This window comes from Marinifaba aquimaris (assembly GCF_013328345.1).
GTDB lineage: Bacteria > Pseudomonadota > Gammaproteobacteria > Enterobacterales > Alteromonadaceae > Marinifaba > Marinifaba aquimaris.
In genome coordinates this window covers 1-23,216 of record NZ_JABULX010000001.1, presented here as the reverse complement: position 1 = coordinate 23,216, position 23,216 = coordinate 1, and the positions used below count along the sequence as shown (strand labels likewise).

General features: G+C 40.4%; 23 protein-coding genes, 6 tRNA genes and 1 pseudogene. 21 read left to right on the top strand and 9 right to left on the bottom strand.

Translation table 11 applies throughout. From position 1 onward, the window contains the following. Positions 1 to 20 precede the first annotated feature (20 nt). From HR060_RS00150 to recR, 6 genes are all read left to right on the top strand, one after another. Positions 21 to 389 (top strand): response regulator, encoded by a 369-nt coding sequence (locus HR060_RS00150; protein WP_174198227.1) that lies wholly within the window; start codon positions 21 to 23, stop codon positions 387 to 389. Between the two features lie 82 nt (positions 390 to 471). Next, positions 472 to 1,017, top strand: coding sequence for an adenine phosphoribosyltransferase (gene apt / locus HR060_RS00145; RefSeq protein ID WP_174198226.1), 546 nt, complete (start codon positions 472 to 474; stop codon positions 1,015 to 1,017). Next, on the top strand, positions 1,017 to 3,302 hold the full coding sequence (gene dnaX / locus HR060_RS00140; protein WP_174198225.1) for a DNA polymerase III subunit gamma/tau: 2,286 nt from the start codon (positions 1,017 to 1,019) through the stop codon (positions 3,300 to 3,302). Before apt ends, dnaX begins: the two co-directional genes overlap by 1 nt. Positions 3,303 to 3,324: 22 nt before the next feature. Next, positions 3,325 to 3,651 carry a YbaB/EbfC family nucleoid-associated protein gene (locus HR060_RS00135; RefSeq protein ID WP_174198224.1) on the top strand — a complete coding sequence of 109 codons (327 nt, stop codon included), beginning with the start codon at positions 3,325 to 3,327 and terminating at the stop codon, positions 3,649 to 3,651. A gap of 199 nt (positions 3,652 to 3,850) precedes the next feature. Beyond that, positions 3,851 to 4,261 (top strand): hypothetical protein, encoded by a 411-nt coding sequence (locus HR060_RS00130; protein ID WP_174198223.1) that lies wholly within the window; start codon positions 3,851 to 3,853, stop codon positions 4,259 to 4,261. A gap of 93 nt (positions 4,262 to 4,354) precedes the next feature. Next, positions 4,355 to 4,951, top strand: a complete 597-nt coding sequence (recR, locus tag HR060_RS00125) for a recombination mediator RecR (protein WP_174198500.1) — start codon at positions 4,355 to 4,357, stop codon at positions 4,949 to 4,951. A 64-nt stretch (positions 4,952 to 5,015) separates the two neighbouring features. On the opposite strand, the gene HR060_RS00120 is transcribed toward recR, so the two are convergent. The 4 genes from HR060_RS00120 to ald form a co-directional block, all read right to left on the bottom strand. Then, on the bottom strand, positions 5,016 to 5,864 hold the full coding sequence (locus HR060_RS00120) for an SDR family oxidoreductase (RefSeq protein ID WP_174198222.1): 849 nt from the start codon (positions 5,862 to 5,864) through the stop codon (positions 5,016 to 5,018). A gap of 91 nt (positions 5,865 to 5,955) precedes the next feature. Continuing rightward, complete coding sequence (locus HR060_RS00115) at positions 5,956 to 6,345, bottom strand: hypothetical protein (protein WP_174198221.1); 390 nt, start codon at positions 6,343 to 6,345, stop codon at positions 5,956 to 5,958. Positions 6,346 to 6,426: 81 nt separating this feature from the next. Further along, positions 6,427 to 7,566: a response regulator gene (locus tag HR060_RS00110; RefSeq protein WP_174198220.1), complete on the bottom strand. Its 1,140-nt coding sequence runs from the start codon at positions 7,564 to 7,566 to the stop codon at positions 6,427 to 6,429. A 128-nt stretch (positions 7,567 to 7,694) separates the two neighbouring features. Further along, positions 7,695 to 8,810 (bottom strand): alanine dehydrogenase, encoded by a 1,116-nt coding sequence (gene ald / locus HR060_RS00105; protein ID WP_174198219.1) that lies wholly within the window; start codon positions 8,808 to 8,810, stop codon positions 7,695 to 7,697. Between the two features lie 179 nt (positions 8,811 to 8,989). Here ald and HR060_RS00100 point away from each other — a divergent pair, with 179 nt between their 5' ends. The 6 genes from HR060_RS00100 (at position 8,990) to serS (ending at position 16,240) form a co-directional block, all read left to right on the top strand. Beyond that, the gene (locus HR060_RS00100; RefSeq protein WP_217434834.1) at positions 8,990 to 9,457 is read left to right on the top strand and encodes a winged helix-turn-helix transcriptional regulator; all 468 of its coding nucleotides are present in this window, start codon (positions 8,990 to 8,992) and stop codon (positions 9,455 to 9,457) included. A 58-nt stretch (positions 9,458 to 9,515) separates the two neighbouring features. Then, a complete protein-coding gene (locus tag HR060_RS19715) occupies positions 9,516 to 12,329 on the top strand; it encodes a DNA translocase FtsK (protein ID WP_174198218.1) in 2,814 nt (937 codons plus the stop codon). 82 nt (positions 12,330 to 12,411) lie between these two features. Continuing rightward, positions 12,412 to 13,068 (top strand): outer membrane lipoprotein periplasmic chaperone LolA, encoded by a 657-nt coding sequence (gene lolA / locus HR060_RS00090; protein ID WP_174198217.1) that lies wholly within the window; start codon positions 12,412 to 12,414, stop codon positions 13,066 to 13,068. Then, entirely contained in the window at positions 13,055 to 14,383 is a 1,329-nt protein-coding gene (locus tag HR060_RS00085) for a replication-associated recombination protein A (RefSeq protein ID WP_174198216.1), read from the top strand. Before lolA ends, HR060_RS00085 begins: the two co-directional genes overlap by 14 nt. A 153-nt stretch (positions 14,384 to 14,536) precedes the next feature. Next, the gene (crcB, locus tag HR060_RS00080) at positions 14,537 to 14,923 is read left to right on the top strand and encodes a fluoride efflux transporter CrcB (RefSeq protein WP_174198215.1); all 387 of its coding nucleotides are present in this window, start codon (positions 14,537 to 14,539) and stop codon (positions 14,921 to 14,923) included. A 24-nt stretch (positions 14,924 to 14,947) separates the two neighbouring features. Continuing rightward, positions 14,948 to 16,240, top strand: coding sequence for a serine--tRNA ligase (gene serS, locus HR060_RS00075; protein ID WP_174198214.1), 1,293 nt, complete (start codon positions 14,948 to 14,950; stop codon positions 16,238 to 16,240). A gap of 235 nt (positions 16,241 to 16,475) precedes the next feature. Here serS and HR060_RS00070 read toward each other — a convergent pair whose 3' ends face one another. The 5 genes from HR060_RS00070 to HR060_RS00050 all read right to left on the bottom strand — a co-directional run bounded on the left by HR060_RS00070 (position 16,476) and on the right by HR060_RS00050 (position 18,556). Continuing rightward, on the bottom strand, positions 16,476 to 16,820 hold the full coding sequence (locus tag HR060_RS00070; protein WP_174198213.1) for a TusE/DsrC/DsvC family sulfur relay protein: 345 nt from the start codon (positions 16,818 to 16,820) through the stop codon (positions 16,476 to 16,478). Between the two features lie 4 nt (positions 16,821 to 16,824). Then, positions 16,825 to 17,094: a sulfurtransferase complex subunit TusB gene (tusB, locus tag HR060_RS00065; RefSeq protein WP_174198212.1), complete on the bottom strand. Its 270-nt coding sequence runs from the start codon at positions 17,092 to 17,094 to the stop codon at positions 16,825 to 16,827. A gap of 2 nt (positions 17,095 to 17,096) precedes the next feature. Continuing rightward, positions 17,097 to 17,450, bottom strand: coding sequence for a sulfurtransferase complex subunit TusC (tusC, locus tag HR060_RS00060; RefSeq protein WP_217434833.1), 354 nt, complete (start codon positions 17,448 to 17,450; stop codon positions 17,097 to 17,099). Further along, entirely contained in the window at positions 17,447 to 17,827 is a 381-nt protein-coding gene (gene tusD, locus HR060_RS00055; RefSeq protein WP_174198211.1) for a sulfurtransferase complex subunit TusD, read from the bottom strand. Before tusD ends, tusC begins: the two co-directional genes overlap by 4 nt. Positions 17,828 to 17,890: 63 nt before the next feature. Next, positions 17,891 to 18,556, bottom strand: a complete 666-nt coding sequence (locus HR060_RS00050) for a Bax inhibitor-1/YccA family protein (RefSeq protein WP_174198210.1) — start codon at positions 18,554 to 18,556, stop codon at positions 17,891 to 17,893. A 369-nt stretch (positions 18,557 to 18,925) separates the two neighbouring features. Between HR060_RS00050 and HR060_RS00045 the strand changes: the two genes are divergently transcribed. The 9 genes and pseudogenes from HR060_RS00045 (at position 18,926) to HR060_RS00005 (ending at position 23,101) form a co-directional block, all read left to right on the top strand. Continuing rightward, positions 18,926 to 19,016: transfer RNA gene (locus tag HR060_RS00045), tRNA-Ser, on the top strand. Between the two features lie 29 nt (positions 19,017 to 19,045). Further along, positions 19,046 to 19,136 (top strand) — tRNA-Ser (locus HR060_RS00040). 29 nt (positions 19,137 to 19,165) lie between these two features. Continuing rightward, positions 19,166 to 19,256: transfer RNA gene (locus HR060_RS00035), tRNA-Ser, on the top strand. A gap of 29 nt (positions 19,257 to 19,285) precedes the next feature. Continuing rightward, positions 19,286 to 19,376: transfer RNA gene (locus HR060_RS00030), tRNA-Ser, on the top strand. A 243-nt stretch (positions 19,377 to 19,619) separates the two neighbouring features. After that, positions 19,620 to 20,274, top strand: a pseudogene (uvrY, locus tag HR060_RS00025) (UvrY/SirA/GacA family response regulator transcription factor). 31 nt (positions 20,275 to 20,305) lie between these two features. After that, complete coding sequence (gene uvrC / locus HR060_RS00020) at positions 20,306 to 22,141, top strand: excinuclease ABC subunit UvrC (protein ID WP_174198209.1); 1,836 nt, start codon at positions 20,306 to 20,308, stop codon at positions 22,139 to 22,141. A gap of 53 nt (positions 22,142 to 22,194) precedes the next feature. After that, positions 22,195 to 22,743 (top strand): CDP-diacylglycerol--glycerol-3-phosphate 3-phosphatidyltransferase, encoded by a 549-nt coding sequence (pgsA, locus tag HR060_RS00015; RefSeq protein ID WP_174198208.1) that lies wholly within the window; start codon positions 22,195 to 22,197, stop codon positions 22,741 to 22,743. Positions 22,744 to 22,903: 160 nt separating this feature from the next. Beyond that, positions 22,904 to 22,979: transfer RNA gene (locus tag HR060_RS00010), tRNA-Gly, on the top strand. Between the two features lie 48 nt (positions 22,980 to 23,027). Continuing rightward, positions 23,028 to 23,101: transfer RNA gene (locus tag HR060_RS00005), tRNA-Cys, on the top strand. The last annotated feature ends 115 nt before the right edge of the window (positions 23,102 to 23,216 follow it).

The following is a 23,216-nucleotide window of genomic DNA, read 5'->3' as shown; positions in this document are numbered from 1 at the left end:
ATTTTTATTAAGGTAAGATAATGCATATTTTACTTGTCGATGATCATGAAAAGGTCAGGGTAAATATTTATCAGGCCCTAATCGAACAAGGCCATACAGTCACACAAGCTGATAATGGCTTGTGCGCATTGTCTTATTTTAAAAAAGAACAGTTTGACGCCATTATTGCTGATTATAAGATGCCAATAATGGATGGCCTTAAGCTATGTGAAAACATTTTGTCTGAATATGACTTTTCTTCAGATAATATCATTGTATTGAGTACGGAAGTGAATGAGCACTTCAAGGCTAAAGCCAATAAACTCAAGCTTGAATGGTTATCTAAGCCTATCGATATAGACGTGCTGCTCGAAAAGCTTGCCGAGCTTTCTCCAAGCCAAGCGGCATAACTCCTTCCTCTGTATTTGGGCTTTGCTTTTTCCGCTCAATTTGTTTTAATGCACTCAAGCTATTTAAACCAACAGGTTACCTATGGACGCCAGTGTTCTTGAGCGTATTCAATCTTGTATAAAAACCATACCTGACTATCCCAAACCTGGGATCTTATTTCGCGATATCACATCTCTATTACAAGATGATCAAGCTTTTTCATTATCTCTAGACGCTTTAGCTGAACCTTTCTTAAATAAAGGGATCACGAAAGTTGCAGGTACTGAAGCTCGAGGATTTATTTTTGGTGCATGTTTAGCACAAAAGTTAGGTGTAGGCTTTATTCCCGTGCGCAAAGCTAATAAGTTACCTAGAGATGTAGTTGGACAAGATTATGAACTTGAATACGGCACTGACAGGTTGGAAATACACACTGACGCTGTTGGCAAAAATGATCAAGTGCTTATCGTCGATGACTTACTAGCAACGGGTGGAACGGTAAAAGCAACCGCAGAGTTGATTGCACAACTTGGTGCTAACGTGCACGCAGCGGCTTTTGTTATTTCATTACCTGATTTAGGTGGTGAAACTGTGATGGAAGAAGCTGATATTGAGACCTTCAGTTTATTTAGGTACACAGGCGAATAATGAGTTATCAAGCACTAGCCAGAAAATATCGTCCTCAACAGTTCTCCGAACTGATGGGGCAAACTCATGTTGTTACAGCATTATCTAATGCACTTGCTAATGATCGTTTGCATCACGCATATTTGTTTACTGGTACGCGTGGTGTTGGCAAAACAACAATTGCGCGTATCTTTGCTAAGAGCTTGAATTGTATTAATGGCGTGACAGCAGAGCCATGTGGTCAGTGCCAAAACTGTGTTGCTATCGAAGAAGGGCGATTTGTCGATTTAGTTGAAGTTGATGCCGCATCGAGAACAAAAGTAGAAGATACGCGTGAGATTCTTGATAACGTGCAATACAGTCCTACACAAGGCCGGTATAAAGTTTATCTGATTGACGAAGTGCACATGTTATCTCGCCATTCTTTTAATGCCTTGCTTAAGACATTGGAAGAGCCACCACCGCATGTTAAGTTTTTATTGGCAACGACGGATCCTCAAAAACTACCCGTCACAATTTTATCTCGCTGTTTGCAGTTCAGTTTAAAGGCACTCACCCAAACTCAATTAGAACAACAGTTAAGTCGCATTCTCGATGCTGAACAGTTGAACTATGAAGCAACGGCTATTAGTCAATTAGCCCTAGCTGCAAATGGTAGTGTCCGAGATGCATTGAGTTTAACGGATCAAGCTATTGCTCAAGGCAATGGTCAAGTACAGGCCCAGATTGTACGCAATATGCTGGGTTTACTTGATGAACAACATATTAGCCAGCTTGTTACTGCTCTTGTCTCAGGTCAGTTTGATCAGGTTATGGCTGCTATAGAGTCTCTCTCGATTGCTTCAATTGAACCCGAACAAGCGTTAGTAGAGTTGCTAAATTGCTTCCACCAAATCGCACTTATTCAAGTATTACCGCAAGCAAGCGTGCTGAACCCCAAATTAGCAGAGCTGCTAAAGCAAATTGCAGCACAGATGAGTGCTGAACAAGTCCAGCTGTTTTATCAAATATTACTCAAAGGTAGACAAGACTTACCGTTTGCAGCAAACCCAAGATCAGGTCTGGAAATGACCTTGTTGCGCTTGATTGCTTTTCAGCCTGTTACATCTGTCGATCTTAATCTGGCGCAACAACCTCAATTGGTTGATTCAGAAAAAAAAACAGTTGAATTAGCCACACCGCATGCGCCCCTTGACAGTTCATCAACGCAAATTGCAACTGATGAGCAATCTATGCCGGTTGAAGATACGACCAATGCAGCTGCTGTTATTACTGAAGATGAACCTTCTTATACTCATCAGGAACAGCCTCCAGCGCCAATATATTCTATAGATGAAGCCAATTCAGTCTCAAACTCGGAATCGAGTCTAACTGATAAATCTGAAGAAGCGGATACTAATACAGAGTCTGATAGTACGTTTACAGCTTTAAATCATGAGCCAGTTACAACTGCCGATGCACACGATGCTAGTTTGGCTGAATTAGCCGCACAACAAGCACAAATTGAAGATTTAGCGATGAGTATGCAAGGAGCGCAAACTGCCTCACCTGAAATGACGGTGGAGCAAATCGCTGAACGGTCAGAGCCCTCAGAGCGAATTGACAGTGCTCAGGCATTAGATATGGTGTCTGGCCTGATGAGTGCTATACAAACAGGTCGAGAGCAACCACAAAGTGATGAGACACCTAGTGACGTAGCCGATGAAGATGATTTAACGGCTAAAGTATCACAACTGTCTGAACAGGCCGCGCAAATCAACCAGCAAGCAGTTGAGCAGCATGAACAAGCTTTAGCGGATTCAGAGCCGCCACCTTGGCAAACTGAACCGGTACAATCGTCTCATGCTCATCTCGAATTTCAACAGGATACACCTGACTTAACTTCATACGAATTAGAGCAAAAAGTCAGAGCAGGGGTGACAAATTCATCTGAGGTTGACCTTTGGTCGCAACTTGTTGATAGTGCCGAATTAATTGGTTTACAGCGTCAACTTGCCATTCATTCGACACTGGAAAGAAAAGATCACCAGGTGATGTTAACGATTGAAGCGGCACACCAACATTTATTGACAGAAGAAAACTGTCAAAAAGTGCAAAATGCGCTATCTACACTTTTTAATTCTGAGATACAATTACTAACACAAGTTGCAGAGGGTACTCAAGCAACCCCATTTCATTTACAACAAGGGATTAATCAAGAAAGGTTGAACTATGCAGTTGAACTCATTGATCAAGACCCGAATGTACAAGCACTAAAACAGAGGTTTAATGCTCAAGTAGTGCCAGACTCAGTTAAACCCTTATAGCAAGATTAATAGGTGAAAGAATATGTTTAAAGGTGGTATGGGCAACATCATGAAGCAAGCGCAACAAATGCAAGAGCGCATGCAGAAGATGCAAGAAGATATTGCTAAGATGGAAGTGACGGGCGAAGCGGGTGCAGGCATGGTTAAAGTTACTATGTTAGGCAACCACAATGTTCGTCGAGTAGAAATTGATGATAGCTTAATGGACGATGATAAGGACATGCTTGAAGATTTAATTGCAGCAGCGATTAACGATGCAGTTCGTCGAGTTGAGCAAACTAATAAAGAAAAAATGGCTGAAGTCACAGGTGGTATGCAAATGCCGCCTGGCATGAAAATGCCATTTTAATCAATCTAAAAAAGCCGACTGACATGTCGGCTTTTTTGTTTTTTACGAGAAAACCTAAAAGCTACACTGAGCGTTTAACCGTTATCAATATAAATTAAGTTATACTGAATAAAGCTATTGCAGTTTAATTTCATGGTTCTTTGGTGTGTCTATTACAAAGTTTTTGCAAGTTTTTCTGTTGGGGATATGTGTTTTTTTAATGGGCTTTAGTCATTCAGCTGACTATAAAAAAACTGAAGAAAAAGACCAATCTAAGATACCCGACAGCTATTATGTTATTTGGCCCTCACATTTAATTGAACAAACTACTAATCAGTTTATTCAAGCAATACAAATTGATATTAGCTGTGCTTATTTCTCATCTTTAGGTTTTATTCCTAGACATTGGCAAGTCAGTCTAACCGAAGAATTCACTGACAGTTACCAATTGACCCTTTTTACTAACAAAGGGCTAGCCAATCTAAAAGACCTTAGCTTTTTAAATGCTCAAATTACTGTTACCAAGCTCAAACCCGATTGTTTCTCTATGCAAACTCAAGTGAAGCGCTTTGCTGACAAACAGTATCTGCCTTTAGAAAAAATGAAGCTGGTACCTATTCAAACCCAATAAAAACTTGTGTAGACAAACTCATTGACTTATTAGTGAAACAGGGTAAGTTCAGTGAGTTATCATAACTGTTCTAGGATTTATTTGTTTAACACTATGACGCCACTGTTAGAAGACTTAATTACAGCATTAAAAGTATTACCTGGTGTTGGGCAAAAATCAGCTCAGCGCATGGCATTCAACTTATTAGATACGCGCAGAGATGGTGCGCTTAAATTGTCAAAAGCCTTATCTGAAGCGATTGATGGTATTAAGCATTGTGTAACTTGCCGCAATTACAGTGAAACTGAACAGTGTGAAATTTGTCAGTCTGCTAAGCGTCATGAGTCAGGTCAAGTTTGTGTTGTTGCAAGTCCTGCTGATGTAGTGGCTATTGAGCAAACAGGTCACTTTAATGGGCGTTATTTTGTTTTAATGGGGCTGTTATCTCCTCTAGATGGTATTGGACCAAATGAATTGGGTCTTGATCTATTATCGACACAAATAAGCCAAGGGGATATTAAAGAGTTGATCTTAGCAACTAATCCTACTGTAGAAGGTGAGGCAACAGCGCACTACATCGCTGAACTGGCTAGCGGTCATGATGTAAAAGTTAGTCGAATTGCACAAGGTGTTCCTGTAGGAGGAGAGCTTGATTTAATTGATGGCAAAACCTTAGGGCATGCCTTTGCTGGCCGACAAGCAATTGAATAAATTTAAATTTTCAATAATCATAAAAAAGCCAGCATTTGCTGGCTTTTTTATTACTTAAACTAGACTAGGCGCGCGACTTAACAATAATACTGTCTAGCCATGAAGTAGGCAGTATTCGTTTTAGGAAACCAAATAGATAGGTAGGAAAAGTCACATAGTAACGAGCTTTGGGTTTTGAACTTTCTAAAGCGTGTAGCACTTTTTTAAAGACGGCTTCTGGTGGCAAGGTAAATGGTGCCGCTGGGCCTTTAGTTACTAATTTATTTCGTGTATTGATATAGTTTTCTTTATGCACACTGCTTTCAACATCAATGTGCTTATCAAACTGTTTAAGAGCGTTCGCTCTAAACTCACTCAAAATAGGCCCTGGCTCGACGAGACAGACGTGTATATCGGTATTCGCTAGCTCTAAACGCAAGGTGTCAGATAGGCCTTCAATTGCGTATTTAGAGGCATTGTATGCACCGCGATAAGCCATAGAAACGATACCTAAAACAGACGAGTTTTGGATAATACGGCCAAAACCTTGCTTGCGCATATGAGTAATCATTAAACGGGTCAGTTGGTGCCAGCCAAAAACATTCGCTTCGAACTGCTCGGTCAGTGCTTGACGTGATACATCTTCTAAAGCTCCTGGCTGGCCATAAGCTCCGTTGTTAAACAGTGCGTAAATTTGGCTATTTTCAGCCGTTTTCTCAGCCCAAGTAAAAGCACTTTCAATACTTTTAGCATCAGCATAATCGAGCTGGAAAGATTCAAAACCTAGACCCGCCAGCATATCAACATCTGTAGCTTGTCTGGCTGTTGCTAGTACTTGGTAGTTTAATTTTTTGAGCTCTTTGGCTACACATAAACCAATTCCGGTAGAGCAGCCTGTAATTAGAATTGTTTTTCGATTTGTATTATTCGTCATTGTTTTGCGAAATTAAGCAAATTTGACGAGTAGTATAATGTTTCATTTAAACACAAAGCGAGTGTTATCTCGCTTTCGTTGGATAAGAAGCTTATACCAGAGGATTAGGGCATTGACTGGTAAAACCTGATGCTTGTGTGGTGATGTACAAGTTAACGGCCAAACTAACTTGATTGAGTTGCTGCCAAACATCAGTGTCTGTTCTTTTAGGGCAAATGACTTGTTGGATATAAGCACTGGTTTGTTCTTCAGACAGCGATAACTTTTCTGGTATCTGAATTAGAGCAAGTACTTTACCAGGTTCGGTTTCAGTACCTTGGTACCGCCATTCACCATAAAGGAAACGCTGTTGAAAGTTCTTATGAACAATATCGACAGTTTCTTTTGGCACAGGCTTTAAATTTACTTCAATGGTTTGGTTACAGCCTATTAAAGTAAAAAAACTAATTATCAGTACACTCAAACAACGCCAATTATACATTCTAACCTCAACTTCAATCTGTGGTTAGGAAATGTATCGGCGCAATCAGTAAAAACTTAAATTAAGCTGAATCAACACCTGTTAGAAAAGTTCTATATTTTGGTTGTTCGTTTCATCTTCTGGAGGTTCGACGAACAATAAGTCTGGTGAAATTGCATTCATCGCTTTATGCAGCTTTTCATTGATTTCGATGAACTTTTCGTTGCTGTTTGCTTGCTCTGTGACACTGTTTTCAATTAACTCAATTAAGAATTTTTCCTGCGATTCGGTAAACTCAAAGTCGTGAAAACTTAAGCCAATCTGCATCACGATGTTGTCAATAATTGCCTGTCTTTCTTCTTGTAAAGATAATGTAGTTGCTTGTACATCGTTAATGGCCTGTTGTAATGACTTGTAGGCGTATTGCAGTTGTTGCGCATTTAACAGTGCGCGATAACGCATCTCTAAAGCCGGGATCAACTTAGCTAATACATCAATGAGCAAACTATATTCGGTGCTATCTTTACTTGGCATGTTTTTAACTAACAAAGATACATGCTCATCGTTGAACATGGCGCGATCTTTAAATTCATAAATTCGCCCTTTGTCTCGTAATAAGCTGAAAACTTTCTTTTCAATTGGGGTACAAAACACTGTTTGTTGCGAAAAGTCGTGAATACTGTCTGGTGCTTCAAAGTGCAATGCAGATTGAAGTCCTTGTTGCTCCATATAGTTGAAAACCATACTAGCAAGTGCTTTTTCACTATCTGCTAATTGAATATCTGACAGTAAGTTAACACTACTGCCATAAAATGCTGCTTGCTTTAATGTTACGTCGACTAAGGAATTTAGTTCTTTCTCTTCAAATACTAAGCTATTGATAAGGCGTTTATATTTATCAATCACCTTTATTTTTTTAACGATGTGATTAGCCGGTAAATTTTTAGATATAACATCGTAAGCACCTAATTCAAAACACCTTAGGGTATTTTCTTCATTTTCGTCTTGAGTTAAGAAGATGATGGCGGGGGCGGGCGAGCGTTTGTGAAATTCCATGGCTTGTTCTAGCTCATGTTCAGGAACATTCTTACTATTAATCAGTATGATGTAATAATCTTCTTCTAACTTAATTGCTTCACTAATTGTCTGGCATTCAGCAACATCAAAGTGTTTATCTAATAGGGGACGCAGGGAGGCTGCTAATTCTTGATTAGCGTTTATAAATAGCAGGCTGTTGGCCATAAAAATACTTCACCACAAAAAAACAGGTGGATCCATTATAGCTAAAAACGATATGAATGGGAGAGGCAAAAAAGCCCACCGAAGTGGGCCTAAGGAAGGAAGCTTTTTATTTAGAAGCTAATTGCTTTTTAAGCAATTGCTTGGGCGGGTAATACAAAATCTAGTTCCAATGATTCTGCTACCTGCTGATTAGTTACTGTGCCACGATAAACGTTTAAGCCTTCAAGAAGGTGCTTATCTTCTACTAATGCTTGTTTATAACCTTTATTTGCTAGTGCAACGATAAATGGCAAGGTTGCATTATTTAAAGCAAACGTTGATGTTCGAGCAACAGCACCTGGCATGTTTGCAACACAGTAATGAACAACATCATCTACAATGTAAACAGGTTCGGCATGTGTAGTCGGCTTAGATGTCTCAAAACAACCACCTTGGTCAATTGCTACATCAACAATCGCTGCGCCTTTCTTCATTTCTTCTAACAATTCTTTAGATACTAACTTTGGAGCTGCTGCACCAGGAATAAGTACAGCACCTACTACTAAGTCAGCTTCTTTAACAACGCGTTCTAGGCTATCAGCTGTTGAGTAAAGTGTTTTAACACGGTTGCCAAACTGTGCATCAATTTGGCGAAGTACAGCAGGATTGCGATCCAGTACTGTGACGTCAGCACCTAAACCAACTGCCATTTGCACAGCATTACGACCAACCATACCGCCACCGATAACGACAACTTTTGCTGGTTCTACACCCGGTACACCGCCAAGTAACATGCCTCGGCCACCGTTTGATTTTTCTAACGCTTGTGCACCTGCTTGGATTGACATACGTCCTGCTACTTCTGACATCGGTGCTAATAATGGTAAACCACCGTGATTATCTGTAACGGTTTCATAAGCAATACAAACCGCTTTAGAGTTGATTAGGTCGTGAGTTTGCTCCGGATCGGGTGCTAGGTGTAAGTAAGTAAATAAGATTTGGCCTTCTCTAAGCATTGCTCGCTCAATTGCTTGTGGCTCTTTTACTTTTACGATCATTTCGCTTTGTGCAAATACATCTGCAGCTTGAGGTAAAATTGTAGCACCTACTTTGGTATAATCTTCATCTGAAAATCCAATGCCAGCACCGGCTTGTGTTTCTACAACTACTTGGTGACCTTGACGAATAAGTTCACTAACGCTAGCTGGTACCATACCTACGCGGTATTCATGGTTCTTAATCTCTTTTGGTACACCTATAATCATTTTCTTCTCCGCTTCAATTTGTTGCTTGAGTCGGCTGTGTATACAACCGTTTATATATTTTTCTATTTTAGGTGCTGATTTCTTTTATTAATCACTTTATTTTTTCAAAGTTTGGATATAAGTTCTGGTTATGGTTTTTAAAATAGATATTAATTCTGTTTTGTAACGAGTTTGTAATCATGGCTAAATTAGATCGAATTGATAAGCATATTTTGGTGGAACTACAAAAAGATGGCCGTCTTGCCAATGTTGAATTAGCGAGACGAGTTGGACTCTCTCCAACACCTTGTTTAGAGCGCGTTAAGCGGCTAGAAAGAGAAGGTTTCATTGAGGGCTATCGTGCCAAAGTGAATTATCAAGCACTGGGACATGGTCTGTTAATTTATATAGAAGTGAAACTTTCACATGGCGGCTCTGATAGTTTTAAAGAGTTTAGCCAAGCCGCTAATTTATCTGAGCAAGTTTTGGAGTGCCATTTTGTTTCGGGTGAGTTTGATTTCTTAATTAAAGTCCGGGTGGCTGATATGTCAGAATATCGAGCCATGTTTGATAAGAGTATTCTCGCATTACCACATGTTAAAGAGACAAAAACCATCGTCGTGATGGAAGAAATTAAAAATGAAAGAGACTGTGTGATTTATCCTTGAATCAGCTTAGAATGTGGATGGTTAGCAAGGAATGTTATTTTTATAAAAGAGGCCGCAGTTGAGCGATAACAAAAACAACAACCTTTTATCTGGTGTACAAAGATTATTAGAAGTCGGTTTAATCTCTAGTGCCGGTTTTGCCTTATTTGTCCTTATCTCGTTATTCACTTTTTCACCTGAGGATCCAAGTTGGAGTCAATCGGGTTTTGATGGGCCTTTTGTTAATTCTGCCGGTGCAGCTGGCGCTTACATGGCTGATCTTTTATTTTTCTTCTTAGGTGCTATGGCTTATGTAGTACCTATTGCCACTATGTATATTGGCTGGACAGTATTTCGCCGCCATCAAAGCTTTTTTGAAACCGACTTCTTAGCACTAGGTCTCAGACTGATTGGCTTATTACTATTGATGATTGCTACTACTTCGATGGCAAGTATGAATATTAACGATATTTATTACTTCTCGTCTGGTGGCTTAATGGGTGATGTCATCAGTCAAGCCTTGATCCCATACTTCAACTTTATTGGCACGACATTATTGCTATTGTGTTTTTTCTGTACTGGATTCACCTTGTTATTTGGTATTTCTTGGCTTGATATCATTGATGGTATTGGCGATAAGACGATTGCTGGTGGTTTAAAAATATGGCAAGGCATACTTTGGTGTAAAAGCAAAATCAATCGAGAGCCAGAATATGAATTTAAGTCGCCAAGCGCAGAATCTGTTGAAAAAGTTCAGCCTGTTTCAACGGATGCAAGTACTGCTGATGAACAAGATTCAGATAAATTAGCGTTAAATAAAAATGGCTACAAACACACGGCATCAGCGGATAACGTTGAGCTTGTACTCGAAGCTAAACCTGCAGAGCAGTTCATCGTAGAAAATGCCAATGCAGATACACTCGCCGATGATGAAAAAGAAAAGCCGGGTTTGATGAGCCGTTTATTTAGTAAAAAGGCAGACGGTGACGTAAGTGTTGCAGCAAGTGAGGAATCTCATCGCGATGAGAGTACTGAACAAGTACTACCACCATTTTCCGCAAAAGAAGAAGCTGAAACTAGTGTAGCTAATGCGAGTGATGATAAAGACGAGTCTAATAGTTTAGAACGCTGGCGCGCTCCTATGTCTAGTGATAATGATACTTCAAGTTCAAGTGAAGCTTCGGTTGATCGGATAGAGCCTGTGTTTGATGCTAATACAACAGAGCAAGTCGGCCAATCTGATCAAATAGATTTAGAAGAGTTATTTCAACCTTCTTTGTCATTAAATGAAAACGACAGTGGTGAGAAAAAACATATCAAGGTGCGTGCTGCGACTGACTCTGTAAATGCCAAGCCACTCAATGGACTGAATGCTTTACCTAAGGTGCCTGAAAAGCCCGAAGGAAAAGTCCCGTCGTTTGCTTTACTCGATAGGGCCGATAAAAAGCAAAACCCAATAACACAAGAAGAAATGGATGCGGTTGCTCGATTAGTTGAAGCAAAACTAATGGAGTATAAAATTAAAGCTGATGTTGTTGGTGTATATCCAGGGCCTGTGATCACTCGATTAGAGCTTGATTTAGCACCAGGTGTGAAAGTTTCCACCATTTCTAATCTATCAAAAGATATCGCACGCTCTCTATCTGCCGCTTCGGTTCGCGTAGTAGAGGTTATTCCCGGAAAGCCTTTCATTGGTCTTGAGTTACCAAACAAAAATCGTCAAACCGTTAGGCTAAGTGAAGTGATTGAAACGCCTGAGTTTGAAGGCTCGGGTTCACCATTGACCATGGTACTAGGGCCAGACATTGCCGGTAAACCTGTTATTGCCGATTTAGCAAAAATGCCGCACGTATTAGTGGCGGGTACGACAGGCTCGGGTAAATCGGTACTCGTTAATACCATGATTTTGAGCTTCCTCTACAAAGCGACACCTGAAGATGTGCGTCTGATCATGATTGACCCGAAAATGTTAGAACTGGCCGTTTATGAGGATATACCGCATCTTTTATGTGAAGTAGTAACAGATATGAAAGATGCTTCGAATGCACTTCGTTGGTGTGTAGGTGAGATGGAACGCCGATATAAACTGATGGCTGCAGTGGGCGTGCGTAACTTAAAAGGGTTTAATGCTAAGGTGGCTGAAAACATAGAAGCGGGCACACCATTAACCGATCCTCTGTGGAAGCCAGGTGATTCAATGGATGAAACAGCACCAGAGTTAGAAAAGCTCCCTAGTATCGTAGTCGTAATTGACGAGTTCGCTGACATGATGATGATTGTTGGTAAAAAGGTAGAGGAACTCATTGCTCGTATTGCGCAAAAAGCACGTGCAGCCGGCATTCATTTAATTTTGGCAACACAAAGACCATCTGTTGATGTCATTACTGGTTTGATTAAAGCGAATATTCCGACTCGAATTGGTTTATCGGTTTCATCAAAAATTGATTCTCGCACGATACTCGATCAGCAGGGAGCAGAAAGCCTCTTAGGTATGGGGGATATGTTGTACCTTCCTTCGGGCAGTAATATACCGACACGTGCTCACGGTGCTTTTGTTGATGATCATGAAGTCCATGCCGTTGTTGCTGATTGGAAGTTACGCGGTAAACCAAACTACATTGATGAAGTACTCAGTGGTGAAGAGGAAATTTTGTTACCCGGTGAGCAGCCAGAAGCAGATGGCGACAGTGAGTATGATGCATTATTTGATGATGCTGTTGCCTTTGTGACAGAAACTCGCAAAGTTTCAATTTCCAGTGTCCAGCGTAAGCTTAGGATTGGTTATAACCGTGCGGCCAATATTGTCGAGCAAATGGAAATGGCAGGTGTCGTCAGTAGTGCAGGTCACAATGGTAGTCGAGAAGTCTTGGCTCCTGCTGCACCTAAAGATTAACCTTTGAAATTAATAGTTAAGTGAGAATATTACCGCTTTTATGAATACGATTTTTTGTTTTTTAAATAAAGGCATAAGCCTAATGCTAACAGGTTTATTGGCAAGCCTTTTGAACATTAACCTTGCTGGTGCGCAAACCAATACAGCGACAGAATCAACAGAAACGATAGAGGTAGAAGAGTCTAGCGTTGTCACCAAACTTGATAAACGTTTAGATGCGATTAAAGGCTTTACCGCGCAATTTAATCAACAAGTGACCGATAGCCAGGGAACGGTAATTCAACAAGCCGAAGGCCGATTATCTTTGTTGCAACCGAACCAATTTGTATGGCACACCGTCGCACCGGATGAAAATAAATTAGTCAGTGACGGTGAAACAATGTGGTTTTATGACCCTTTCATTGAACAGGTCACCGCTTACAGCTTATCGGAAGCGATTAACTCTAACCCGATATTACTTTTACTCGGTAGCGAAGATAAGAACTGGCAGCAGTATGAGGTTTCTCAGTTAGCCGCTACACATTTTAAAGTGGCCGTTAAAGACCCTGAAGCGCTAATTGGTAGTATTGAAATCATTTTTGAAGCTGAAAGTTCATCCGTCAATTCGCTTATTATTCTCGATAGGCAGGGCCAAGTCAGTCACTACCGTCTCAGTGAGTTTGCACTGAAAACTGATTTTTCAGCATCTTTTTTTGCCTTTGAAGTGCCTGCCGGAGTGAGCTTGGATGACCAACGCTGATTTGTTCGCCGATAGCACGCACCAGCCGCTTGCAGCGAGAATGCGTCCAACCTCTTTAGATGACTATGTTGGGCAGCAGCACATTTTAGCGAAAGGTAAACCACTTCGCAGTGCCATTGAGCAAGGTCGGATCCACTCTCTAATTTTATGGGGACCACCGGGGACAGGCAAAACGACCCTTGCAGAATTAATTGCACTTTACATTGATGCACATGTCGAACGTTTATCTGCCGTGACATCTGGTGTCAAAGACATTAGAAAAGCGATTGATGCTGCCAAAGATGTGGCCATGCAATCGGGCCGTCGAACTTTGTTATTTGTTGATGAGGTACATAGATTCAACAAAAGCCAGCAAGATGCATTTTTACCATACATCGAAGACGGCACGGTGATCTTTGTTGGCGCAACAACTGAAAACCCATCTTTCGAGCTTAATCGAGCATTGCTTTCAAGAGCTCGTATCTATTTACTGAAAAAACATACCTATGACGATTTATCTGGGCTAATGGCTAATGTGCAAAGTAAACCTGAACAAAGCATGGAAGCCGCTAGTTTAGTTTATGATGAAACGGTTCAATCGGCTCTCATTAAAATTGCCAATGGTGATGGTCGTAATTTATTGAATCAGCTTGAAATATTAGCGGATATGATCGAGCCAAATGAACAAGGGCAACGCATTGTTGAGCAAAGCCACTTATCTAGCTTATTTGATTATGTACCGGCGACGGGTGACAAAGGCGGTGATGCTTTTTACGATATGATATCAGCTTTTCACAAATCGGTTAGAGGGTCTAGCCCTGATGGTGCATTGTATTGGTTTGCTAGAATGTTAGCTGCTGGCATGGACCCTTTATATGTCGCGCGCCGATTATTAGCTATTGCATCAGAAGATATAGGTAATGCAGATCCTAGAGCGATGCAATTAGCGATTAATGCATGGGATACATTTACTCGAGTTGGTCCTGCTGAAGGGGAGAGGGCGATAGCTCAAGCTGCCGTTTTTATGGCATGTGCACCAAAATCAAACGCTGTATATACCGCCTTCAAAGCTGCAAAAGCTGATGTTAGAGAAAACCCTGATTTTGATGTACCCGTTCATTTAAGAAATGCCCCGACCAGTTTAATGAAAGACCTTGGCTATGGTGCTGAGTACCGCTACGCTCATAATGAAAGCAATGCATATGCAGCAGGACAAACTTACTTTCCTGAAGAGTTGGGAGAACGAGCTTACTATCACCCAACAGATCGTGGTCTTGAAAAACAAATTACTGATAAGCTCGCGTTTTTAAAATCACTCGATAATAACCATATATAGTGTGGATAACATGTGCTTAACCTTGGGGTAAGGTGTTTTTTAGTTGTTGGTAGCTGAAAACTTGAGTAAGCGCATCTTTCTTGCCCTAAAGGAGCTAGCGGCTTTTTTTATCAACTGTTAGAATACTCGCAAATTATACAACCGAACATTATTTTGAGCGCATCCTTTGTTTACTTTTATATTGCGATTGGCGGTGCATTAGGTGCATGTCTTCGTTACTTTTTAAGTCAACAAGCGCTTATTTTGTTGGGTAAAGGCTTTCCTTACGGCACCTTACTTGTCAATGTACTGGGCTCTTGTTTACTCGGCTTACTATATGGTTTAGCCGAACAAGGACAATTTGTCAGTGCTCCGATGAAAACCGCCGTTGGGATTGGCTTTTTAGGTGCGTTAACAACGTTTTCGACATTTTCTTATGATTCGTATCTGTTAATGCAGCAAGGCGCTTGGTTCAAAGCCGCGCTAAATATACTTTTAAATGTGTTGATTTGTTTGTTGGCTGTTTGGCTGGGAAGCAAGTTAGCGTTAACGATTAAATAATAGCTCAGAAATATTGGGACACTAATGTTAGATCCTAGACACCTACGTAATGACCTTGAAAAAACGGCCGACATTTTAAAAAATCGCGGCTTTGAATTAGATGTAGCAACGATTGCTAGCTTGGAAGAGCAACGTAAATCATTACAAGTAAAAACTGAAGAATTACAAAATGAGCGCAACTCGCGTTCTAAAAATATCGGTAAAGCTAAAGCTCAGGGTGAAGACATTGCACCTTTATTAGCTGAAGTGGCCGATTTAGGTGATAAATTAGACGCTGCAAAAGCTGAATTTGAAAAAGTGCAAGAACAGCTTGTGGCTATTACAGCCACAATTCCTAACCTGCCAGATGAGTCTGTACCTGTTGGTAAAGATGAAGACGAGAATGTAGAGATTCTAACTTGGGGTACACCCAAGTCATTTGATTTTGAAGTAAAAGATCACGTTGATTTAGGTGAAGGTGCAGGTGATGGCCTTGATTTTAAAAATGCGACAAAGTTAACAGGTTCTCGTTTTGTCGTTATGCGTGGTCAAATTGCTCGTCTAAATCGTGCAATTGCTCAATTTATGCTAGATCAACATACGTTAGAGCACGGCTATCAAGAAATGTACGTGCCTTATTTAGTGAATAGCGACACGTTATTTGGTACAGGTCAGTTACCTAAATTTGGTAAGGACTTATTCCACACTAAAGAAGCCGGCGATGGCGTGATGGGCTTCTCGTTAATTCCAACAGCAGAAGTACCTTTAACGAACTTAGCACGTGATGAAATTTTAGATGAAGAGCAGTTACCATTAAAAATGACAGCTCATACACCTTGTTTCCGTTCTGAAGCCGGTTCTTCTGGGCGTGATACGCGTGGTTTAATTCGTCAGCACCAGTTTGATAAAGTTGAGTTAGTGCAACTTGTTAAGCCTGAAGATTCAATGGCTGCACTTGATGAATTGACAGGGCATGCTGAAAAGATTCTACAGTTATTAGAATTACCATATAGAAAAGTTATCTTATGCACGGGTGATATGGGCTTTGGTGCTGCTAAAACTTATGATTTAGAAGTTTGGTTACCTGCGCAGAATACTTACCGTGAAATCTCTTCATGCTCAAACATGCAAGATTTCCAAGCGCGTCGCATGCATGCACGCTTCCGCCGTAAAGGTGAGAAAAAGCCAGAGTTATTACACACATTAAATGGTTCTGGCTTAGCAGTGGGTCGTACCCTTGTTGCTATTTTAGAAAACTATCAACAGGTAGATGGTTCTATTGTTGTACCAGAGGCATTAAAACCTTATATGGGTGGTATTGAAGTCATTGGTGGTTGATACTATTATTGACTCTAAGTTAATAAAAAAGCTCAGTTTTTACTGAGCTTTTTTGATTCTACACTGAGCTTTCGCCTTTAACTTATTGTTGGATTGTAATAAATGTCAAAGAAACCCAATTACGCCAAAATGTTTTTAAAAACTGTTTATTGGACACTTATTTTGGGAGTGTTTTTAGCCGTATTCTTCTTAGGCTTTGAGGCTTATGAGACTTACCGAGTATCTGGAAACTAAGCTAAATACACTTGGCAGGTTTTGGTAAACCAGCAATTTTTGTTGCTTGCTTAGCCGGCCCTTTTGGAAACAGTTTATATAAATAAGGGCTGTTTCCTTTATCTTCGCCAAGTTGCTTGGCAATAGCTTTAACGAGCACTCTTATTGCTGGGCTTGTTTTAAACTCCAAATAAAAATTTCTGACAAAATTGATGACTTCCCAATGTGCTTCACTGAGCACGATATTTTCTGATTCTGCTAATAAGGGCGCCATATCAGGCTGCCAGTCCATATAATTGGTCAGATAGCCATGTTTATCGAGAGGAACTGTTTTACCTTCAAAGTTAAGTGTGTTTTCCGCTGTCATAGATTTACCAATTTAAAATCGCGTCGTGCTCTACCGTTAATTCTACCATCTTAGGGTAATCTATTCTGATTACTTCAATTTCATCAACTGATAAACCTCTTGCATCAGCATCTTCCGCCAGTAGGTAGATACTTTCGCAATTAGGTAAGCCTTTGATAAGCTGATAAACGCCATCTTGTGCTAATAAAATGGCATCATTGTCTAAGAGTATTCGGTTGAGCTCTGTTAATTCTGAATCACTAAGTACACGTGTGATATGGAAAAGTTGCTTCATGTTCAAAACCTCATCTGACATTGGCACTGTCTTAATTGAGCATAAAACTCTGGTGCATCAACAATTACTGTATCTATGGTTAAATCATTCGCCGTGAGACCATAATCATTGAGAGACTGATCCAGCACGTAGACTTGTTCTATCTCATATAAATCGAGAGCCTTGAATGTTGAGGTAAAGTCTTTACTGCCTATTGCTTCACCGTTTTGTTCTTTCATTAATTGCAAGACACCGGCATCTTTGAAAAATAACCGAACGTCTTGTTCGTATGTGCCTAAAACCAGCGCTAAATCAAGTGCTTCTCTGCCCAGTTGAGTCTGGTAGGGAGAACTTTGGTTAATAATTGCTGTAATCAAAATTGAATAACCTTATCTGCAGATTGCTGAAGCTGAACAAACTCACCTAGACCCAAAATTTCAAAGCCTTTGGCAATGTTGAATTGTTGATGACCATGGTAATCGGCTTCTTCTTTATTAAGCACGCCTCTTCGTTGGGCTGCTGCAGAACAAGCAATCAGGCGTGTTTGTTCCCCAATAGCCACCCATGAATTTGTTATATCGAATTCATCACTTGGTGAAGAGCGCAAAGCATTTGCAGCATCGATCGCTTGATTATAAAAAAAAACGCCAAGCAGCTCGTGAGTGGAGTCGAGTACTGCTTGAGCATACTTTACTGCACTTATACTAGCTTGATGATCGCTAGCAGAGGTTACGATTATAAGTATTTTTGCCATTACTTTTTTGTAGAAATAAAAAAGCCCCGACTGAGCGGGGCTTATTAAAAACGGGTATCTTAATTAATCGTCGTTAGAGAAAGACATTAAGATACTTAATAAGCTAACAAAGATATTATAGATAGAAACGTATAATGTCACTGTTGCTAAGATGTAGTTACGCTCACCGCCGTTCACAATAGAACTTGTTTGCATCAAAATTGCACCTGATGAGAATAAGATGAACATTGCGCTAATTGCTAAGCCCAATGCTGGAATTTGCAAGAATAAGTTAGCAATAACGGCAACGATTAATACAAAGAAACCAGCTGTCATCATACCGCCTAAGAAAGACATGTCTTTTTTAGTCGTTAAGATGTATGCACTTAGACCAAAGAAAGTTAAAGCAGTACCACCCAACGCCGTAACGACGATATCAGCTGCTCCTGCACCTACTAACATAGAAAGTAACGGGCCTAATGTGTAACCCATGAAACCCGTTAGTGCAAATACAGAAAAGATACCTGCTGAAGAGTTAGCTGTTTTATGTACTAAGAAAAGTAAACCATAAAAACCTACTAAAGTAATAATCATACCTGGATGAGGTAAACCTAATGAGCCGCTTAAAAATGCTGTAAAAGCACTAAATGCAAGCGTCATTGCTAATAAACTGTAGGTATTGCGTAATACCTTGTTAGTTTCTAATACCGATGCCGCGGATTGCTGAGCATATGCAGTACGATTTTCCATGATAATAAAACCTCTTGAGTGTTTTTATTGATTTAGAATCAGTTTAGTTGTGAAGGTGTTTCTTTAATATGAATATTAAATTAAACCATGCACATGAATTACATAACTTTAGTACCCTTTATAAGGTCTTAAGTTATGAGATTCAAGGCTACTTCCACCTGAATCTGTTATTTTGACATATTATGACGATAAAAAGTTCACTCTGCTAGCTTTATGGCGAAATAATGTGCCTGAATGACTAATAAATAGCCGAACGAACAATTTATTTCATTTTTACGAATTTTTCCCTTTACAAGATCAAATTAAGGTCTTAATATTCGCGCCGTCCTTGAGTGAGGCACCTCACAAAAGGCTTTGCAATTTGATTGCGGTGAGATGGCTGAGTGGTTGAAAGCACCGGTCTTGAAAACCGGCATACGTTAATAGCGTATCTAGGGTTCAAATCCCTATCTCACCGCCACTTTTCAAATTGTATGCATTTTAGAATGCGGTGAGATGGCTGAGTGGTTGAAAGCACCGGTCTTGAAAACCGGCATACGTTAATAGCGTATCTAGGGTTCAAATCCCTATCTCACCGCCACTTTTCAAATTGTATGCATTTTAGAATGCGGTGAGATGGCTGAGTGGTTGAAAGCACCGGTCTTGAAAACCGGCATACGTTAATAGCGTATCTAGGGTTCAAATCCCTATCTCACCGCCACTTTTCAAATTGTATGCATTTTAGAATGCGGTGAGATGGCTGAGTGGTTGAAAGCACCGGTCTTGAAAACCGGCATACGTTAATAGCGTATCTAGGGTTCAAATCCCTATCTCACCGCCACTTCCTTTATAAGCGCTCTGCTTAATTCAGTAACAAAACCAAAACAATTACTCATCCTAATAAATATCGATTTAGCTACTTTTGACCTTGCCAACATAAAATTACATTTTAGATACGCAAATTATCAAATCCCTTATATAGGTAGATAAAACTTTACATCTTGTTAGATTTTGATAATGTCTTGTTGGATATACATCTATCTATTTACTCTCTTTAATTAATTGCGTTTAAGGGTTAGCGATTTTGATTAATATTCTACTGGTCGATGATCACGAACTTGTTCGTACGGGAATTAGCCGTATCTTGGAAGATGTTCGAAGATGTTCGGGGGATCAAGGTAGTAGGGGATGCGAAAACAGGTGAAGAAGCCGTTTCGTTTTGCCGTAAAAACAATCCTCATGTTGTACTTATGGACATGAATATGCCTGGCATAGGTGGATTGGAAGCTACTAAGAAAATCTTGCGCTTTTGCCCTGATACCAAAGTTATTTTCTTAACCGTTCAAACTGAAAATCCATTCCCAGCAAAAGTGATGCAAATCGGTGCTGCCGGCTACCTGACCAAAGATGCGGGTTCAGAAGAAATGATCAAGGCTATTCGTCAAGTTCATACCGGGCAGCGTTACCTTGCGCCTGAAATTGCCCAACAAATGGCTCTAGGTCAGTTAAATGGTAATGATGACAATCCTTTTGATAGTCTGTCAGAGCGAGAGCTGCAGATAATGTTGATGATTACGAAAGGGGAAAAGGTACAAGATATTTCTAACCAACTTAACCTAAGCTCAAAAACGGTGAACAGTTATCGTTACCGCATGTTTGAGAAGTTAAATATTAACGGCGATGTAGAATTAACACACTTAGCGATTCGACATGGCATGCTGGATGCGAGTAAACTATAACACTACTCGCTTTACCAGTAGAGGCTAGACCTTGCCCAATACCTCTTTTGACTACAAGTCCTTTCTTAAAACGCTGACTAACCAAGCAGGTGTTTATCAAATGTTTGATAAACAATCTGAGGTTATTTACGTCGGCAAAGCTAAAGATTTAAAAAAACGCGTTTCTTCTTATTTTAGAGATACAGTAACTAATGCCAAAACACTCGCTTTAGTGGCTAATATATTCAAAATAGAAGTGACTGTTACCCATACTGAAACTGAAGCGCTCATTCTTGAAAACAATTTGATCAAGTCGCTGTTGCCGAAATACAACGTACTGCTCAGAGATGATAAATCTTATCCGTATATCATGGTAACTGACCATAAACACCCAAGGTTAACCATTCATCGAGGTGCACGAAAAGCAAAAGGGCATTACTACGGACCTTACCCTTCTGCAGGGGCTGTCAGAGAAAGTCTTAGAGTGATGCAGAAGCTATTTCCGGTTAGACAATGTGAAGATGCTTATTATCGAGCACGTTCTAGACCTTGTTTGCAGTACCAATTAAAACGTTGCTCAGCCCCATGTATTGAAGGGCTTGTTTCAGATGATGAATACTCACAACAAGTTGATTTGGTTAAATTGTTTTTATCGGGAAAAAATAATCAGGTTAATCAAACGCTGGTTAATAAAATGGAACAAGCCAGCCAATCACTTGAATTTGAAAGTGCAGCTAAATATCGGGATCAAATTGCTGCACTTAATAAAGTACAAGAACAGCAGTGGGTCAGTGGCGATCATCAAGAGCTCGATATTTTAGGGTTCGCAATGCAGCATGGTATTGCCTGTGTTTTTGCGTTGTTTATTCGTGATGGAAAGGTGTTGGGGAGTAAAGCGTATTTTCCAAAAATTCCTGCCAATGCCGATCGAACGGAAGTTTTGACTTCTTTTGTGGCTCAGTTTTATATATCAACAGCAAGTGCAAGACAGCCGGGTAGTGAAGTTATCCTATCTGAAGCAATTGATGAGCAAGCAGGTCTTGAACAAGCCATTTCCGATAGCCATGATCGAAAAATCAAACTATCAGTGCCAAGTCGAGGCGAAAAGGCACGGTATAAGGCTCTGGCTGATACCAATGCCAAAACGGCGGTAGAAACTAAGCTCAACCAAAGTTTATCTATGGCTAATCGCTTTGAGCTACTTGATGAGGTAATTGAACTAGGTCGACCTATTCAACGCATTGAGTGTTTTGATATTAGTCATACTATGGGGCAGCAAACAACGGCATCGTGTGTAGTTTTTAATCGAGAAGGGCCTTATAAGCAGGACTATCGTCGGTACAATATTGAAGGTATCACACCTGGTGATGACTATGCTGCGATGGCACAAGCACTCGAAAGGCGATTTAAAAATGCTAAAGAGGATGAAAAAATCCCGGATGTACTTTTAATTGATGGTGGTAAAGGTCAGTTGTCGCAAGCAGAAGCGTTTTTCAATGATTGGCAGTACAAAATGCCATTTTTAATCGGTGTTGCAAAAGGTACCAGCAGAAAGCCAGGATTAGAGACACTTATATTACCTGGCAGTCATGAAACGATTGAATTGGATGCCAATTCACCCGCTTTGCATTTAATTCAACACGTCCGCGATGAGTCCCACCGATTTGCCATCACCGGACACCGTGCTAGACGCCATAAAGTTAAAACAACATCTAGTTTGGAAGATATTCCAGGCGTGGGTGCTAAAAGGCGACAAGCATTACTCAAACACATGGGCGGATTGCAAGGATTAAAACAGGCAAGTGTTGAAGAAATAGCCCGTATACCTGGTATTAGTAATAAAGTGGCACAAATTGTTTTTGATCACCTGCATGACAAAGCCGACTAATTAATGTAAAAATAAGGCAGTTTTTACGGTCACAGACCTAGTAGCAATAATTTATGTTGAATATTCCAAACGCATTGACCTCGATGCGTATAGTTTTTATCCCTGTTTTTATCGTTTGTTTTTATTTACCGTACGAGTGGGCTCACTTCGCTAGTGCTTGTATCTTTGCCGGTGTAGCGTTTACTGATTGGCTAGATGGCTATTTAGCTCGAAAGTTGCAACAACAAACCAAATTTGGCGCCTTTCTCGACCCTGTCGCTGATAAACTCATGGTTGTTAGCGCATTAACCTTAATTACTGAGCATTATGCTGAGCCAGCGATTACCGTTGCTGCAATTGTTATGGTAGGTAGAGAAATACTCATTTCTGCACTCAGAGAGTGGATGGCAGAGTTAGGTAAGAGAGCACATGTTAAGGTGAGTGAAGTTGGCAAGTGGAAAACCATGGCACAGTTAATGGCACTTACTGGTTTAATTTGGAGTGAACCAGGTGTGATATATGGTATGGCCCTGTTCTTATTATATGTGGCTGTGATCCTGACACTTTGGTCTATGTGCGTTTATATCAAAGCCGCATGGCCAGAATTAATGAGTAAAGATTAAGCAAAAAAGCCGTATTTGCACATTGTTTGAGCGAACAGTAAAAAGATTGAAATAATTTGTTGACTCAAGCCAATATATTTGTAGAATGCGTCCTCGTTCTCAAGGAGATAGTTCAGTTTGGCAACTGAGCGGTTTAAAGACAATATCTCTAAAAGATTAAGCGACTGTAGCTCAGTTGGTAGAGCACGACCTTGCCAAGGTCGGGGTCACGAGTTCGAGCCTCGTTAGTCGCTCCAATTTTAGTAGTTAGCTCATCTAATTACTTACTTGCCTAGCAAGTGATTGGCGGAATGGCAGAGTGGCCATGCAGCGGATTGCAAATCCGTCTACCTCGGTTCGACTCCGGGTTCCGCCTCCATTTATTATCCACATTGTTACATGTGTGACACACTCGAAGCCCGGGTGGTGGAATTGGTAGACACAAGGGATTTAAAATCCCTCGCTGGTAACAGCGTGACGGTTCAAGTCCGTCC

What these genes read in the sequence shown, in the direction of transcription:
- dnaX (WP_174198225.1), top strand. Translation starts at nt 1,017, where the DNA reads ATGAGTTATCAAGCACTAGCCAGAAAATATCGTCCTCAACAGTTCTCC.
- ald (WP_174198219.1), bottom strand. Translation starts at nt 8,810, where the DNA reads ATGATTATAGGTGTACCAAAAGAGATTAAGAACCATGAATACCGCGTA.
- HR060_RS00110 (WP_174198220.1), bottom strand. Translation starts at nt 7,566, where the DNA reads ATGGCCAACAGCCTGCTATTTATAAACGCTAATCAAGAATTAGCAGCC.
- HR060_RS00120 (WP_174198222.1), bottom strand. Translation starts at nt 5,864, where the DNA reads ATGACGAATAATACAAATCGAAAAACAATTCTAATTACAGGCTGCTCT.
- HR060_RS00050 (WP_174198210.1), bottom strand. Translation starts at nt 18,556, where the DNA reads ATGGAAAATCGTACTGCATATGCTCAGCAATCCGCGGCATCGGTATTA.
- HR060_RS00135 (WP_174198224.1), top strand. Translation starts at nt 3,325, where the DNA reads ATGTTTAAAGGTGGTATGGGCAACATCATGAAGCAAGCGCAACAAATG.
- HR060_RS00115 (WP_174198221.1), bottom strand. Translation starts at nt 6,345, where the DNA reads ATGTATAATTGGCGTTGTTTGAGTGTACTGATAATTAGTTTTTTTACT.
- HR060_RS00070 (WP_174198213.1), bottom strand. Translation starts at nt 16,820, where the DNA reads ATGACAGCGGAAAACACACTTAACTTTGAAGGTAAAACAGTTCCTCTC.
- lolA (WP_174198217.1), top strand. Translation starts at nt 12,412, where the DNA reads ATGCTAACAGGTTTATTGGCAAGCCTTTTGAACATTAACCTTGCTGGT.
- tusD (WP_174198211.1), bottom strand. Translation starts at nt 17,827, where the DNA reads ATGGCAAAAATACTTATAATCGTAACCTCTGCTAGCGATCATCAAGCT.
- HR060_RS00085 (WP_174198216.1), top strand. Translation starts at nt 13,055, where the DNA reads ATGACCAACGCTGATTTGTTCGCCGATAGCACGCACCAGCCGCTTGCA.
- apt (WP_174198226.1), top strand. Translation starts at nt 472, where the DNA reads ATGGACGCCAGTGTTCTTGAGCGTATTCAATCTTGTATAAAAACCATA.
- serS (WP_174198214.1), top strand. Translation starts at nt 14,948, where the DNA reads ATGTTAGATCCTAGACACCTACGTAATGACCTTGAAAAAACGGCCGAC.
- pgsA (WP_174198208.1), top strand. Translation starts at nt 22,195, where the DNA reads ATGTTGAATATTCCAAACGCATTGACCTCGATGCGTATAGTTTTTATC.
- HR060_RS00130 (WP_174198223.1), top strand. Translation starts at nt 3,851, where the DNA reads ATGGGCTTTAGTCATTCAGCTGACTATAAAAAAACTGAAGAAAAAGAC.
- HR060_RS00100 (WP_217434834.1), top strand. Translation starts at nt 8,990, where the DNA reads ATGGCTAAATTAGATCGAATTGATAAGCATATTTTGGTGGAACTACAA.
- recR (WP_174198500.1), top strand. Translation starts at nt 4,355, where the DNA reads ATGACGCCACTGTTAGAAGACTTAATTACAGCATTAAAAGTATTACCT.
- HR060_RS00150 (WP_174198227.1), top strand. Translation starts at nt 21, where the DNA reads ATGCATATTTTACTTGTCGATGATCATGAAAAGGTCAGGGTAAATATT.
- tusB (WP_174198212.1), bottom strand. Translation starts at nt 17,094, where the DNA reads ATGAAGCAACTTTTCCATATCACACGTGTACTTAGTGATTCAGAATTA.